This window comes from uncultured Tateyamaria sp., assembly GCF_947503465.1.
Lineage (GTDB): Bacteria > Pseudomonadota > Alphaproteobacteria > Rhodobacterales > Rhodobacteraceae > Tateyamaria.
In genome coordinates, this window is record NZ_CANNDN010000001.1 from 64,946 (window position 1) to 80,876 (window position 15,931).

11 protein-coding genes are annotated in these 15,931 nt (G+C 62.7%); 7 read left to right on the top strand and 4 right to left on the bottom strand.

Annotation, left to right across the window (positions count from 1 at the left end; translation table 11 throughout):
• Positions 1-26: 26 nt before the first annotated feature.
• The 5 genes from Q0844_RS00325 to Q0844_RS00345 all read left to right on the top strand — a co-directional run bounded on the left by Q0844_RS00325 (position 27) and on the right by Q0844_RS00345 (position 5,653).
• Complete coding sequence (locus tag Q0844_RS00325) at positions 27-3,041, top strand: sarcosine oxidase subunit alpha family protein (protein ID WP_299040949.1); 3,015 nt, start codon at positions 27-29, stop codon at positions 3,039-3,041.
• The gene (locus Q0844_RS00330) at positions 3,034-3,603 is read left to right on the top strand and encodes a sarcosine oxidase subunit gamma family protein (RefSeq protein ID WP_299040950.1); all 570 of its coding nucleotides are present in this window, start codon (positions 3,034-3,036) and stop codon (positions 3,601-3,603) included. The genes Q0844_RS00325 and Q0844_RS00330 overlap by 8 nt, the downstream gene beginning before the upstream one ends.
• A 79-nt stretch (positions 3,604-3,682) precedes the next feature.
• Positions 3,683-4,084, top strand: a complete 402-nt coding sequence (locus Q0844_RS00335; RefSeq protein WP_299040951.1) for a hypothetical protein — start codon at positions 3,683-3,685, stop codon at positions 4,082-4,084.
• Positions 4,085-4,174: 90 nt separating this feature from the next.
• The gene (locus Q0844_RS00340) at positions 4,175-4,774 is read left to right on the top strand and encodes a superoxide dismutase (protein ID WP_299040952.1); all 600 of its coding nucleotides are present in this window, start codon (positions 4,175-4,177) and stop codon (positions 4,772-4,774) included.
• A gap of 3 nt (positions 4,775-4,777) precedes the next feature.
• Entirely contained in the window at positions 4,778-5,653 is an 876-nt protein-coding gene (locus tag Q0844_RS00345) for a metallophosphoesterase (protein WP_299040953.1), read from the top strand.
• A 22-nt stretch (positions 5,654-5,675) separates the two neighbouring features.
• Here Q0844_RS00345 and Q0844_RS00350 read toward each other — a convergent pair whose 3' ends face one another.
• Positions 5,676-6,215 (bottom strand): TIGR00730 family Rossman fold protein, encoded by a 540-nt coding sequence (locus Q0844_RS00350; protein ID WP_299040954.1) that lies wholly within the window; start codon positions 6,213-6,215, stop codon positions 5,676-5,678.
• Positions 6,216-6,341: 126 nt separating this feature from the next.
• On the opposite strand from Q0844_RS00350, the gene Q0844_RS00355 reads away from it, so the two are divergent.
• On the top strand, positions 6,342-7,799 hold the full coding sequence (locus Q0844_RS00355) for a LysM peptidoglycan-binding domain-containing protein (protein WP_299040955.1): 1,458 nt from the start codon (positions 6,342-6,344) through the stop codon (positions 7,797-7,799).
• Between the two features lie 73 nt (positions 7,800-7,872).
• Positions 7,873-9,723 carry an ABC transporter ATP-binding protein/permease gene (locus Q0844_RS00360; RefSeq protein WP_299040956.1) on the top strand — a complete coding sequence of 617 codons (1,851 nt, stop codon included), beginning with the start codon at positions 7,873-7,875 and terminating at the stop codon, positions 9,721-9,723.
• Here Q0844_RS00360 and Q0844_RS00365 read toward each other — a convergent pair.
• From Q0844_RS00365 to Q0844_RS00375, 3 genes are all read right to left on the bottom strand, one after another.
• Entirely contained in the window at positions 9,720-10,196 is a 477-nt protein-coding gene (locus Q0844_RS00365; protein WP_299040958.1) for a hypothetical protein, read from the bottom strand. The two genes, Q0844_RS00360 and Q0844_RS00365, sit on opposite strands and share 4 nt — an antisense overlap.
• A 340-nt stretch (positions 10,197-10,536) precedes the next feature.
• The gene (locus tag Q0844_RS00370; protein WP_299040959.1) at positions 10,537-14,427 is read right to left on the bottom strand and encodes an efflux RND transporter permease subunit; all 3,891 of its coding nucleotides are present in this window, start codon (positions 14,425-14,427) and stop codon (positions 10,537-10,539) included.
• Entirely contained in the window at positions 14,424-15,734 is a 1,311-nt protein-coding gene (locus tag Q0844_RS00375) for an efflux RND transporter periplasmic adaptor subunit (RefSeq protein ID WP_299040960.1), read from the bottom strand. Before Q0844_RS00375 ends, Q0844_RS00370 begins: the two co-directional genes overlap by 4 nt.
• Between the last annotated feature and the right edge of the window lie 197 nt (positions 15,735-15,931).

Genomic DNA, 15,931 nt, shown 5'->3' on the forward strand with positions numbered 1-15,931 from the left:
ACCTCTGCCCGCGATGAGGCCCGAACATGAGCATACGTCTTGCCACGGGCGGCCGCCTTCTGAACAAGGATGCCGCCGTTCGATTTACGTTCAACGGCCAGCAGATGCGCGGGTTCGAAGGGGACACATTGGCGTCCGCGCTTCTGGCCAATGATCAGATGCTGGTGGGCCGGTCCTTCAAATACCACCGTCCGCGCGGGATTGTGGCGGCAGGCCCCGAAGAACCCAATGCCCTTGTGAACCTCGGCGTTGAAGGCAAGTTCGAGCCGAACCAGCGGGCCACGACCACAGAACTGTTCGAAGGCCTGCTTGCCACGTCGCAGAACCATTGGCCCAGCCTCGAATTCGACGTGGGCGCCATCAACGCCAAGCTGTCGCGCTTCATGCCTGCGGGCTTTTACTACAAGATGTTCATTCACCCGCGCCCCTTGTGGAAACATGTCTACGAACCGTTCATCCGCCAGGCCGCTGGTCTAGGGCAGGCCCCCAAGGGACGCGATCAGGATACCTACGAACATTTCCACACTTTCTGCGATGTGCTGGTTGTGGGCGGGGGCCTGGCCGGCCTCCTGGCCGCGAAATCCGCCGCATCGTCCGGCGCGCGCGTCGTGCTGCTGGAACAATCGGCCCATTGGGGCGGGCGTGCGCCTGTCGATGGGGGCGTGGTTGATGGCAAGCCTGTGGATATCTTCGTGGACGAACTGGTGTCAGACCTCTCTGACATGCCAAATGTCACGATGCGTACACGGACCATGGGGGCAGGGGTCTACGACCACGGCTACGTGCTGGGATATGAGCGCCTGACCGATCACGCGCCCCAGGCCGATGGTCCGCGCCACCGTCTGTGGCGTATCCGCGCCGGACATGTCGTGACCGCGACCGGTGCAATTGAACGGCCCCTGTCTTTCGCAGGCAACGACATTCCGGGTGTGATGCTGGCCTCTGCCGTGCGGGACTATGTCGTGAACTATGGTGTCAGTCCTGGCGACCGCACGGTGATCGTGACCAATAATGACGACGCATATCGCACCGCAAGCGCTTTGAAAGCTGCAGGATTGGCGGTTCCGGTCATTCTGGATGCGCGGGTTCTGCCCGTCGATAGCCCCCTTGTGGCCGAAGCCAAGGCCGCAGGCATCCGGGTGCTGATGGGCCACGGCATTGCCAAGGTGCTGGGGGGCAAACGTGTCACCGGCGTGGCCGTATGCGCGCAGGCCGGCGAAGGGGCCGTGCTGGAAGAGATCGCGTGTGACGTGGTCGCCATGTCCGGCGGGTGGTCACCGGTTGTGCACCTGTGGTCCCATTGCGGTGGCAAGCTCATGTGGGACAATGATTTTGCCATGTTCCGCCCGGATGTGGATAAAGCGCCGCTGGGCGCAGATGGCAACGGCTTTGTCAGCCCGGCCGGCGCGGCGAACGGGCATTTCGGACTGGCCGAACTGGTGGGCGACGCCCATGCGATGGGGCAGGCGGCGGCCCGGGCAACGGGCCACCGACCAAGGAAGGCAAATGCGCCCGATGCAAACGGCATCGAAGAGGCCCCCATGGCCCCGGTCTGGCTGATGCCGCAAGGGGCAGGGGCGGCGCTGCGCGGAAAGGCGTGGCTTGATTATCAGAACGACGTCAAGGTGTCGGACGTGCAGCTTGCGGCCCAGGAGGGTTTCGAAAGTGTCGAACACGCAAAACGCTACACCACGCTTGGCATGGCAACGGATCAAGGCAAGTTGAGCAATATCAACGGCCTCGCGATCCTGTCTGACGCACTGAACCAGCCCATTCCACAGACCGGCACGACAACCTTCCGCCCCCCCTATACGCCCATCTCGATGGGGGCGATTGCGGGCGAGGCGCGCGGCAAGGTGTTCCAGCCGATCCGCCGCACCCCGCTGCATGACTGGCACGATGCCAACGGCGCGAACTGGGAACCGGTGGGGGCATGGCGCAGGCCATATGCCTTCGTACGCAGCGGCGAAACCATCCACGACGCCGTGATGCGCGAAACGAAGAATGTGCGGGACAACCTGGGCCTTCTCGATGCCTCGACCCTGGGCAAGCTGATTGTCAAGGGACCGGATGCGGGCCGCTTTCTCGACATGCTCTACACCAACATGATGAGCACGCTGAAGCCCGGCAAATGCCGCTACGGCCTGATGTGCAACGAAAACGGGTTCCTGATCGATGACGGCGTTGTCGCGCGGCTCGATGATCTGACATTCCTTTGCCACACCACAACCGGCGGGGCGGACAGCATCCACCAGCACATGGAGGAATGGCTGCAAACCGAATGGTGGGACATGCAGGTCTATGTCGCCAACGTGACCGAGCAATATGCCCAGATCGCGGTGGTTGGGCCCAACGCCCGCAAGGCGCTGGAAGCGCTGGGTGGTATGGACGTGTCAGCAGAGGCGCTTGGCTTCATGGAATGGGCCGATGGCACGCTTGGCGGGTTCGACGTGCGCGCCTATCGCATCTCTTTCTCAGGCGAACTCAGCTACGAAATCGCGGTGAAGGCGTCCGAGGGGCAGGCGTTCTGGGATGCGCTCATGACGGTTGGGGACGCCCTTGGCGTGATGCCATACGGTACCGAAGCGCTGCATATCCTGCGCGCCGAAAAGGGGTTCATCATGATCGGGGACGAAACGGACGGCACCGTCATCCCGCAGGACCTTGGTCTGCACTGGGCCTTGTCCAAAAAGAAGGACGACTACCTTGGCAAACGCGCCCAGCAGCGCACCCATATGGCCGACCCGGAACGCTGGCAGCTTGTCGGGCTTGAAACACTGGACGGGTCCGTTCTGCCGGACGGGGCCTATGCGGTCGCGGACGGAACAAACGCGAATGGTCAGCGCAACGTGCAGGGCCGCGTGACGTCGTCGTACCGCTCGCCGAACCTGAACCGCGGCATCGCCATGGGCCTGGTTCTGCATGGACCGGACCGGATGGGCGAGGTCATCGACTTCCCCGGCACGGATGGCACAACCTACAAGGCCCGGATCGTCAGCCCGGTCTTCTATGACCCGGATGGGGAGAAGCAGAATGTCTAATGCTGTCAGCGCCTTGGGCGGGGTCGCGTGGTCGGATGGAATCGCGATGGTCGCAGAGGTTCCATTGCAGGGCATGATCACGTTGCGCGGCCCGTTGGGGGACCCCAAGGTCAAGAACGCCGCCACAGGCGTGGCTGCCGTCGACATGCCCGCCCAGGGCGCCGCCAATTGCGTCGAATACCGCGGCATCTGCTGGATGTCCCCAGACGAACTCCTGGTGCTGTGCCCCTATGACACGGTCGGCCCCAACCTCGAGAAGATGCGCGCAACGCTCGGCGATCTGCACAGCTTGTGTGTCGATGTGTCGGACGCCCGTGCGGTGTTCGACGTCTCCGGCCCGCTTGCCCGCGAAGTGATGGCCAAGCTGGTGCCGGTGGACCTTGCGCCCGACGCATTCACCCCCGGCATGTTCCGACGCACCCGCATGGCCCAGGTGCCCGCCGCCTTCTGGCTGCACGAGGCGGACAGGTTCCGCATCATCTGTTTCCGCAGCCAGGCGCAATACGTGTTCGACCTGTTGTGCACCGCGGCGCAAAAAGGCAGCGCCGTGAACATATTCTGACGGATCGCGGATTTCCCGTTGCGATTGCTGGTCTTGTCGCGCATGAGCGTCATGACGTGCATTTACAAGGGGATCTGCGATGAAAAATCTGATGTTGGCCGCAGCGATGGCGATAGGTATCGGAGCACCTGCATCCGCGTTGGATCTGGTGTGCAATGTACGGGACACTGGCGATGGGTTCATGTCGCCCGTAATTGTCTTCCGCTTTCCCGAAGGTGGAACGCCCCAGGTATTTGACGTGTTCATTCGCGAAGTGAAGGGCGAACCCATCCCCATGCAGGTCCGCGAACGGCAAGATGGCAGAGCCATTCTGACGTGGCGCGTCAGCAATATCCCCGCGCGCCCACGTCCCGCCACCATTGGCTACCGGGCCGTCCTGAACCCGTCCCGCACCCAGGTTTCGGTCACCGGATCCCTGCGGGGCGTCACCAACTCGATCAATGGTCAGGGCCAGTGCCAGCCGGGGACATTCACACAATAGCGCCTGTTTTCGGCATCCGTCGCCTTGAACTTGCCCCTCTGCGCACAATCTGTCAGGCACGAGGCTAGCAATACTTGAAAGGGGGCCCACATGGCTTTTGAACTTCCCGACCTTCCGTATGCGCACGATGCGCTTGCACCGCATGGCATGTCCAAGGAAACGCTGGAATACCACCACGATCTTCACCACAACGCCTATGTCACCAATGGCAACAAGGCCATCGAGGGCACCGAATGGGCGGGCAAGTCGCTCGAAGAGATCATCGTCGGCACCTATGACGCCAATGCGGTGGCCCAAAACGGGATCTTCAACAACATCAGCCAGTTGTGGAACCACAATCAATTCTGGGAAATGATGGGCCCGGGCGACAGCGCCATGCCGGGTGAACTGGAGAAGGCTCTGACAGAAAGCTTTGGGTCGGTTGACGCGTTCAAGGACCAGTTCTCGGCGGCCGGTGCAGGTCAGTTCGGGTCCGGCTGGGCATGGCTGGTCAAGGACAAGGACGGCAGCCTCAAGGTGACCAAGACCGAAAACGGCGTCAACCCGCTGTGCTTTGGACAGACGGCGCTGCTGGGGTGCGATGTGTGGGAACACTCCTACTATATCGACTTCCGCAACAAGCGGCCCGCCTACCTGACCAACTTCCTGGACAATCTGGTGAACTGGGAAAACGTCGCTTCCCGGATGTAGTCCTTGACACGACGTGGATTTCTGAAGGGCCTGCTGGGAACGATCTTGGCAGGCCTTTTTGCATCGCTTTACACCTTTTTCATCGAACCTGCGCTGCGTCTGCAGGTCAAACGGTGGCACCTTACACCCGAGGTATGGCCAAGCGGACGAAAACTGCGGATCGCGGCAATTTCCGATCTGCATGTCGGCGAGCCGTATGTGGGCCTGTCCCGCGTGCGGCAGGTTGTGCGGCGCGCAAATGCGCTTGGCGCAGACATGATCGTTCTGCTCGGGGACTATGCCGCCGGACATCACTTCATAACAAAAGACGTGAAAATTGAAGATGTTGCGCCGGTTCTGGCTGACCTGAAAGCGCCGCTTGGGGTCTTTGCCATCCTTGGAAATCATGACTGGTGGGATGACTTGTCAGCCCAACGGCGTGGCGGCGGTCCAAACCTCTATGCCGACGCATTGGAACGTGTGGGCATTCCGTGCCTGTCCAATCATGCGGTCAAGACAGGTGGGGTCTGGGTGGCCGGGCTCGAGGATCAGCTCGCCCTGCGTGGACCAACAGGCCAATGGGTGGGGTTGGACGATTTGCCGGGTACGCTTGCGCAGGTGACGGATGATGACCCTGTCATCCTTTTGGCGCACGAACCCGATATATTCGTCGATGTCCCGTCGCGCGTCGCCGTGACGTTGTCAGGTCACACACATGGCGGGCAAGTGCGCCTGTTTGGCTGGTCGCCCGTTGTACCGTCAAGATACGGCAACAGGTTTGCCTATGGCCATGTCGAAGAGGATGGCCGCCATCTTGTTGTGTCGGGCGGGATCGGATGCTCGATTTTGCCGGTCCGGCTGGGGTCCGTTCCCGAAATCACGGTGATCGAGATTGGATAGCCTGCCCGGTGCACACTCCTTGCTATTCCAGCTTCGCAAGCGCAGCGCCTGCATCTGAAACAGCGGTAAAGTAATCCAGCAACGATGCATCGGCGAACCCGTTGCGAACCACATGGTCTAGCAGTGCGACCAGCGGGTCCCAATACCCCGCGACATTCATCAGTATCACCGGTTTCTCATGAAGACCCAGCTGGCGCCAGGTCAGCACTTCGAACAGCTCATCCAGTGAACCCGCGCCGCCGGGCATCACCACAACCGCGTCGCAATTCATGAACATGACCTTCTTGCGCTCATGCATGGTCTCGGTCACGACATAGCGGGTAAGGTCGGTCTTGCCGACTTCCCAATCCACCAGGTGGCGTGGAATGACGCCGAACGTGTCGCCACCCCCGGCCTGGGCGGCCCGCGCCGCGGACCCCATCAGACCCACGTCGCCCGCCCCATAGACCAGACGCCAGCCCCTGGACGCGATGCCCGCCCCCAGGGCCTCTGCTTCGGCCGCGTATGCGGGCAGGGCACCGGGGCGCGACCCGCAATAAACACAGACGGACAATGTGGACATGTGGTGCTCCTGTAACGGGCGCGCGAAAGTGATGGTTTTGTGACGCCCTTCTTTTGACCGCTATAGCGCCGCCTGTTATGCAGGCGCAACGAAACCGGGCAAACCGGTGCGGTGGAAAGGGTCAACATGTCGAAATGGGCGGCATTTGCCGGGTCGAACGGTGCCTTGGCGGGCAGCGCGGCTGTCGTTGCGGCGGCTGCAGTGGGCATCGGCCTGTTTCTGAATGCCAACCGCGGCGATGACACCACGCGCGCGCAACCCGCAGCGGTCGAAGCGCCTCAGGTGGTCGATGCCACGCCCGAGGCAGGAACCACGCCCGCACCGCAACCGCAGGCAGCCCTGCCGCTTGATCCGCCCTCGATCGACGAAGTGCGGGTCGAGGCAGACGGCCTGACCGTAATCGCCGGACGCGCGGCACCGGGCAGCAAGGTCGCGGTCTTCCTGGACGGCGCTGAAAACACCGAGACGACCGTGGACGACGGGGGCAGTTTTGCCGCCATCACCATTCTGCCACCCAGCCCGAACGCGCGGGTCCTGACACTTGTCCAGCGGGTCGGCATGGACGAGATCGCGTCGGTGGACGAGGTGATCCTCGCGCCGCAAGCGCAACCCGCACCCGCCTTGCAAGACGAACTGGAGAGTGTCGCCGACGCGCCGCAAGCGCAACCCGCACCTGCCTTGCAAGACGAACCGGAGAGTGTCGCAGACGCGCCGGCCATCGCCGAGACTGCGCCGGTCGTGGCTGCGCCCGAAGACGACACCGTCGTTGCCACAGCGCCCGCACCCGCCGCGCGCCCCGAGACACCACAGCCCGAAGCGGTGCCCGTCGAACCGGACGCGCCGCAAGTGACGCAAGCGCCGGAAACTCCCGCCATCCCGGACCCGGAGCCTGACGTACCGGTCATCACCGAGGCGACGCCAAGCCCCGACATTGTCGAGGAGGTGGCCACCGCCGCAGCGCCCACGGACCCGGAAGCGCCCGCGGTGGTCGCCGAGGCGCCCCTGCCTGATCCGGTGGATGCCCCGGTTGTCACGGCCCAGGTTGACCCGGAACAACAGGTGACGGTGCTCAGATCGACCCAGGACGGGGTCGAAGTGCTGGGCAACACGCCGCCCGAGGCGCTCGACAACATCGCGCTGGACAGCATCAGCTATTCCGACACCGGCGACGTGGAACTGGCGGGCCGCGCCCAGCCGCAGGCCGACACGGTTCGGGTCTATGTCAACAACACGCCCATTGCCGATATTGACGTCAGCGACGATGGCAAGTGGAAGGGCGAACTGCCCCGGATCGACACCGGCACCTACACGTTGCGCGTTGACGAGCTGGACGACACAGGCACCGTGACCAGCCGGGTCGAAACCCCGTTCCGCCGCGAAGACCCCGAGGTGCTGGCACAGGCCAGGGACACGGATCTGCCCGCCACGCAGATCACGGTTCAGACAGGCAACACGCTCTGGGCCATCGCCCGCGACCGCTATGGCGAGGGGATTCTGTATGTGCAGGTGTTCGAGGCCAATCGCGATCGTATCCGCAACCCGGACCTGATTTTCCCGGGCCAGGTCTTTGCGCTGCCCAATTAAGCGGACGCCCGCGCTGGCATGTCCCCGACCTCTGCCTTAGATAGTGGGGCCTGAACGTCAGGAACCCCGCCCCATGCCAGCAGACACATCGGCCCAGGATGCCGAACAGGCCACGCCAGCCGGAAATTCCCCAGACCCTGTCGCCGAGTCCGAGCGCCGGTCGGGTCTGCGCACCGTGCGCAAGGTCGCGCCCTACCTGTGGCCAGATGACAAGCCGTGGGTCAAGCAACGCGTCGTACTGGCGATGCTGGCGCTTCTCCTGTCGAAACTGGTGTCGGTCTATACCCCGATCCTGTACCGCGATGCGGTAAACGTGCTGTCGGGCGAAGGCGTGTCGGATCTGGCCCTCGGGGCCGTCGGCCTGACCGTGGCCTATGGGTTTGCGCGGCTGATGAATGTGGGCTTTCAGCAGCTGCGGGATGCCATCTTTGCCAAGGTCGCACAGCGCGCCCTGCGCATGCTGGCGCTTGAGACATTCGAACACATCCACCGCCTGTCCATGCGGTATCACATCACGCGCAAGACCGGCGGGCTCAGCCGGATCATCGAACGGGGGGTGAAAGGGGTCGAGTTCCTCTTGCGCTTCCTGCTGTTCTCCATCGGGCCGCTTATCCTGGAACTGCTTCTGATCGGGATCGTCCTGACCATCATGTTCGACATCTGGTACCTTGTGGTCGTGGCAGGCACCATCGGGCTCTATGTCTGGTTCACCTTTGCCGTGACCGAATGGCGGGTGAAGCTGCGCAAGGTGATGAACGATCAGGACACCGACGCCAACCAAAAGGCGATCGACAGCCTGCTGAACTTTGAAACGGTCAAGTATTTCGGAGCCGAGGCGCGCGAGGCGGGCCGTTACGACAAGGCGATGGAAGGCTATGAGGCCGCAGCGCTCAAGACCAGCTATTCGTTGGCGTTCCTGAATTTCGGCCAGTCGGTGATCATCACTGGCGGGCTGGTCGGCGTCATGGTGATGGCCGCCATAGGGGTGCAGAACGGCACGCTGACAGTGGGCGATTTCGTGATGGTCAACGCCTATATGATCCAGATCACCATGCCGCTGAACTTCCTGGGCACGGTCTACCGCGAAATCCGCCAGGCGCTGGTCGACATGGGCGAGATGTTCGACCTGCTCGAACAACCGGCCGAGGTGAAGGACGCTCCGGGCGCCCAACCGCTCAAGGTCTCGGGCGGGCGGATCGAACTCGATGATGTGCATTTTGGCTACGACCCCGCGCGGCCCATCCTCAAGGGCGTGTCGGTGGTGGCGGAACCCGGGCAACAGGTCGCCATCGTCGGCTCGACCGGGTCGGGCAAATCTACCATCGGGCGGCTATTGTTCCGATTTTACGACGTGGGCGGCGGCGCATTGCGCATTGACGGGCAGGATGTGCGGGACGTGACCCAGGACAGCCTGCACGCCGCCATCGGCGTGGTGCCGCAGGACACGGTACTGTTCAACGACACGATCCGCTACAACATCGCCTATGGGCGCGACAACGCCAGCCATGCCGACATCGAAGCGGCGGCGCGGGCCGCGCAGATCCACGACTTTATCCAGGCGCTGCCCGAAGGCTATGACACGGCGGTGGGTGAACGCGGGCTGAAACTGTCAGGCGGTGAAAAGCAGCGTGTGGGCATTGCGCGGACCCTGCTGAAAAACCCGCCCATCCTGTTGCTGGACGAAGCGACCAGCGCGCTCGATACCGAAACCGAGCAGGAGATCAAGGACGCGCTGAACGCGGCGGGGCAGGGGCGCACTGTACTGACCATCGCGCACCGGCTCTCCACTATCGCCGAAGCCGACAGGATCATCGTGCTGGAACAGGGCCAGATTGTCGAAACAGGCACCCACGACGAATTGCTGGCCGCCGATGGGCGCTATGCCCAGCTGTGGCACCGTCAGCAGGCGGATGAGGCGCCCTAGGACAGAACGGCAGCGTGGCGGCGGAACTTGCCCGCCCTGCTCCAGTCCCAGCGATTGGTCCACGTGGCACGCAGGTAGTCGACCTGATCGCCCAGGGCATCGTCAAACCATATCACCAACCCCTCGCGCACAAGCACCGAACGGCGGATACGGGTCAGCGTGATCCGGCAACGGCCCATGTCAGCAACAGGCTCAATCACGAACTCCATGTCGCTCTGGACAAGGTTTTGGTTGGCCGGGTTCAACTCACCCTGCAAGACGTAGCGCGCGTGATGCGGATACGCGATGGCGTCATAGCGGATCGTCTGGTGTCCGAATTGTGCGTGCCCAATCCGGTATTCCACGTCAAAGGAATGATCTTGATCCGCGAGGTCCCCGACCTTTTTCGGCAGAAGGTCCCAATTGGTGCCCCCGTTGCGGTCCAGCCAGTGCCGTAAGCGACATTGAAAATCACGGTGTAGATGGACATCCACAGAACACTGTCCAACCCGCGGTGGGTCATCCTCGCGGGCAAGTAGGAATAAAGCGACGTGTTCAGAAGGAGGATGATCGAAAAGACTTCGACGCCCGCACGCCATGACGGAATGATCAGCACAAATGCAGCACGTGCTAGGGCCGTGCAAAACCCGACGATCAGGCATGTCAGAATTGCAAAAAAAGCCAGCGAACGTATGCCAGCGGCGCTGGCCTCAGATCATACTTAGAATGCCCGAACCATCCTCTACGCGGTACGGTCAGTACAGCGTGCAAGTCGGGCATAGGAATGGCCGACCAGTGACGCAAAAAATCAGCGCCACTGGCCGTCGGTCCCTGCTACTCCGCCGCCTTGAGAGGCGCAGCCGTGAGCGGTGGTTGTGGCCGAACGGGGTCGCCGTGGCTGGGCTCATCGCCGAAATCCCAAACCAGTTCATGATTGCCGACGGTGCGGCAGTCGCGGGCCAGTGCCCAGTCCCTGGCCGCGCGGCTGGCGCGCCCCATCGACAGTTTCGCCAGCAATTGGCTGGCCCAGCCCGCATAGGTCACGACCCAGACGCGCAACGCCAGCAAAGATGGCGTCACCATCAGCGTCAGGACGGTTGCGATGCCCAGGCCAAAAACCACCGCCGTCGCCAACTGTTTCCACCACAGGGCGGTGGGGCTGTCGACGGTATATCCACCATTTCCAAAGTCCAGTGAAAGGCCAAACATCATCGGTGCCAGACCTGCCATCGTCGTGATCGTGGTCAATAGCACGGGACGGATACGATCCTGTGCCGTGCGGATGATCGCCTCGATCCGCGGCATGTACTTTTCGTATTCCTGATAGGTGTCGATCAGCACGATGTTGTTGTTCACCACGATGCCCGCAAGCGCCACGATACCGGTGCCGGTCATGATGATCGAAAACGCCTGGCCCATGACCAGCATGCCGATCAGCACGCCCGCAGTGGACAGAACCACGGCACCCAGAACCAGAAGCGCGTTGTAGATCGAATTGAACTGCGCCAGCAGGATGATGAACATCAGCCCCAGCGCACCCATGAACGCCTGTCCAAGGAAGGCGCCGGATTCCGCCTGATCCTCCTGATCGCCCGTCCACTCGCTGTCGATACCGACAGGGAAGGGGGCCGTGTCGACCCACTTGGTCAACTCGGCAATCCGTTCGTTGGCATTGACCGGGATCAGGCGCAATTCGCCCGCATCCACACCCGCTTGCAAATCAACACCGCGTCCTTCGGGGGCCAGGTTGAACACCGCATAGCCCTGCCCATTGGCCGACAGCAGCGCATCGGCAGAGGGCCGCACGGTCGCGACGGTCTGTTCGACCTCGGTGCCGTCCTGATCGACGGTCCGGACAACCTTTTGCAGACCGTCCAGAACATCCGCCTTGACGTCAAAATACCGTTTCTGATCCACGCGGCTGATCTGCGCCAGTTCAGCCACGGGGGTCCGGGTGATGAAGTTGGCCAGTGGGACCAGCCCGTCCGCGGTGCGCACCTTGAGGCTGTCAAGCGTGGACAGCACGCGATCCTTCTCGGGCAGGCGTACGCGGATCTCGATTTCCTCGTCCGATGTGTCCACACGCATCGTGTCCAGCAGCAGGCCACGGGTGACAAGTTGCACCATCGCGCCCACGGTTGCGACGTCCGCACCGTAGCGGCCCGCCTTCTCGACATCCACGTCGATCTGCCAGTCAATGCCGGGCAGGGGGCGGGTGTCCTCGATCCGGGTCAGACCGGGGGTCGCCTCGAACCGGGCGCGGGCCATCCCGGCCGATGCCAACAGGTCCTGCCAATTGTCGCCCCTGATGCGCAAATGCACCGGCTTGGCCGAGGCCGGGCCCTGCGCCAGCGGCAGCACCTCGGTGCGGATGCCGGGGATCTGGGCCAGATCGGCGGACAGCTCGTCCAGAACGGTGTCGCCGTCAAAGTCCTCTGCCTTCACCTCGCGCATCACGGTATAGTTCACGAATGGAAGGGTGAACCACGGCTCGGCAGCATCGGGACGCTCTTCCCACGGAATGGTTTCCAGCTGGATCTGACCGATGGTGTCGCGTGGGTTCTGCGCCCCGCCGGTATTGGCGTTCAGACCACCCGCGCCGGCAAAGGCAAAGGCGCTGCGAATGCCGGGATGGGCCAGCACGATGTCCTCGGCCTGGCCCAGCAGCGTGTCCTTTTCTTCCAGCGACATGTTTCCACGGGCCAGCACATAGACGATGGCCTGCTCGGGTTCGGTCTCGACAAAGAACTCGACGCCGCGGTTGTTGTTGATGAAATAGATCAGGGTCGTGCCCACAAACACGAACACAAAGCCGATCATCACCAGCGGCATGACCGGATTGCCGACAATGGACTGGATCACATAGCCAAAGCCCGACCGCTGATAGCCCGCGCGCACCTTGCGGTTGCGGGCACCAAACACCCGGCGCAGCCCCCAGTTCACGCCAAGGCCAAAGCGCACGAACAGCGCGCTGACCGACAGCACCGCCATGATGGCCCCGGCAAAGGCGAAGGCGGCCAGAAACAGCATGCCAATGCCGAACATGAACACATCGACAAAGGTCGGCAGCACGGACCGCCAGACCTCTTGCTGGTCCATGGCCGCAAATGCGCCCCCGGCGCGCTCCAACAGGAACGGAATGCCTGCCAAACCGGCCAGCATCGCACCGGCCACAAGGAACAAACCCAGATGCGCCAGGATCGGCATCGTCGCGATACGGGTGTTGGCGCGGCTCATCGCCTGGATAAAGCGCCCCAGCACACCCCCCATCACGGGCAGGTACACCAGCGCAACGATCAGCGACGCAGACAGAACAAAGATCAACGTGACGGGCAGCATGCCCATGAATTCGCCGGGCACGCCGGGCCAGAACAGCATCGGCAGGAACGCACACAGCGTTGTCGCCGTGGACGACACCACGGGCCAGAACATCCGCTTGGCGGCGTCGACATAGGACTGCATCGGCCCCACACCGGCCTGCTGGCGCTTGTCGGCATATTCGACCACCACAATGGCCCCGTCGACCAGCATACCGACCGACAGGATCAGGCCGAACATCACGATGTTCGAAACCGAAATGCCCATGATCGCCAGCAACACGAAACACAGCAGGAACGATGTCGGGATGGCAAAGCCCACAAGCAAGGACGCCCGCGGCCCGAGAAAGGCCAGCGACACAATCATCACCAGCGCAATCGCCGTCAGAACGGAGCCCTCAAGCTGGCCCACCATCGAGGCCACTTCGCGGCTTTGGTCGTTCGATGTGCCCACGTCCACGGCGGCGATCAGACCCTCGGGCCATTCGCTGGCCTTCTCGTCCACCAGCGCCTTCACTTCCGTGGCGGTGTCGATCAGGTTGAATCCCTTGCGCTTGACCACCTGCAACGCAACCGTGTCGTTGCCATTGAACCGCGCAGTCGACACGCGATCCTCAAAGGTCAGGTTGATCTGCGCCAGATCGCCCAACGTGACAACCCGGTCACCATTGGTCTTGACCGGCAGGTCATAGATGTCGCGCACCTCGTCAAAGGACGACGGGATCTTGACGGCAAAGGCCCCTTGCGCCGTCTCCACCTCGCCGGCGGCAATCAACTGGTTGTTGTTCTGCACCACGGTGATCAATTCGCCTGCGGTGACATTGTAGGCTTCCAGGCGCAACGGATCGATGACGACCTCGACCATCTCGTCCCGGTTGCCCACAAGGCTGGCTTCCAGAACGGCGTCCAGGCCCTCGATGTCGTCCTGCAGGTCCTTGGCAACGCGCGCGATGGTGCGTTCGGGGACGGGACCGGTCAGGTTGACGATGATGATGGGGAATTCGGAAAAGTTGAATTCATCCACCGTGTACTGTTCAAACCCATCCGGAAAATCGGCCTCGGCCTTGTCCATGGCATCACGCACATCGGCCAGCACTTGCGTCTTGTCCCAGCCGAACTCGAATTCCAGCACGACATTGGCATAGCCTTCGGCAGCCGTGGCGGTCATCTTGTCCAGGCCGTCCAGGTCCGCCAGCTCGGTTTCCATCGGTTGAACCAGCAAGGTTTCGGAATCCGCGGCGGAAATGCCCGGGAAGGGCAGCGAAATCACCAGCGTCGGGATCTCGATGTCGGGCTCACCCTCCTTGGGCAGCACGATATAGGCCAGCGCGCCTGCCAAGATGGACAGGAAGATAAAGGCCACCACCATCCGCGCACGGGACGCGGCCCAGTCAACGATACCGGTCATTGGGTTTGCTCCTGGAATGTGGGCGCGACCGTCACACCGGCGGTCACGAATTCCTGCCCCACCACAATCACGTTGATCTCTTCGGGCAGGTCCGTCAGCCAGATGCCCTGCGCAGTGTCGCGCACCACCCTGGCCGGGGCAAAGGCCACCACACCGGCATCATCGACGACACGCAGGCCCAGCACCCCGTTTTCGTTCAGGGTCAGGGCCGACGCGGGCAGCAAATGCGCCTTGGCGCCTGCGGCAGAGATGGCGATTTCGGCGGTCTGGCCGTCCCGGATGCGCAGATCGTCGTTGGGCACCTCGATCTCGACCCGGAATGTCCGTGTGGTTTCATCCGCCGCGCGGCTCAAGAATGTGACCCGACCGCGCACTTCGTTGTCATCCGCGGCCAGCCGGGCGCCTGCCATGGCCCCAACCTCGACACGGGCAACTTCGGTTTCGGGCGCAAAGGCCACAAGTTTGATGGGGTTCAGCTGGATCACGGTGGCGCACAGCGATCCGGGCTGCAGCAACGTGCCCAATTCGGCCGTGTCGCTCTCCAGAATGCCGGCAAAGGGCGCGCGGATGTCCAACCGCTCCATCTCCTTTTCTGCCGTCGCGATCGAGGCCGCCGCGCTTTCGATGGTCGCATCGGCGCTTTGCAAACCCGCACGGGCCGCGATCACGCTGGCCTTTGCGCCTTCCAGCGATGCCTCGGCTGCGGCCAGGGACGCCTCTGCGTTCTTGACCCGCGTTTCAGCGGCAAATCCGCCTTCGCTCAGGCGGCGGGCGGCGTTCTGGTTGACCTGCGCCTCGTCAATGCGCGCCTGTGCCTCGATGACGCGGCTTTCGGCCTCGGGCACCCGGCTTTCGGCTTCGGTCTTGCTGGCGATGGCTTCGGCCAGGCGGGCGCGGGCCTCGGTCAGGGCCGAGGCGCGGGTGCCGGGATCAAGCTGGCACATCAACTGGCCCGCTTCGACAAAGGCGCCCTTGCGGAGCGGCGGGGAAATGACCGTCGAAGACGTCTCGGCCCGCACTTCAACCTGTCGGGCCGCCTCGGTCTGGCCACGCAGGACCACCGCATTGTCGATCTCGCGCGCAATGGATTTGCGGGCCACGACCTTGATCAGATCAGAGGTGTCGGAGGCGGGCGCGGCATCCTGCGATGCGTCGGTACCGTCGGTCTGCGCGCCTGTCCTTGCCGTTTCGGTTTCAGGTGCTTCGGTGTCTCCGGCCAGAAAGGCCAGCGTCTGTTCCCGCTCAATGACCCAAAAATACAACCCTGCGCCAACTGCTATGGCCAAGATCAACGACACAATCCGCATCTTTTTTCTTCCCTGGTGGACCTGATGACCCGCCAAATGACGGCGCGTCACCTGCGATATAGGAGGACATACGTCTAAACTAACCAGTTCAGATTACTTTTTTTCGAGACACATCGCAATGATGCCCAATTGCCGCACCGCAATGGGCGATCGCACGCTCTTGGCTTGGGCGCGGCAGCACTGTAAGACACCCGGGA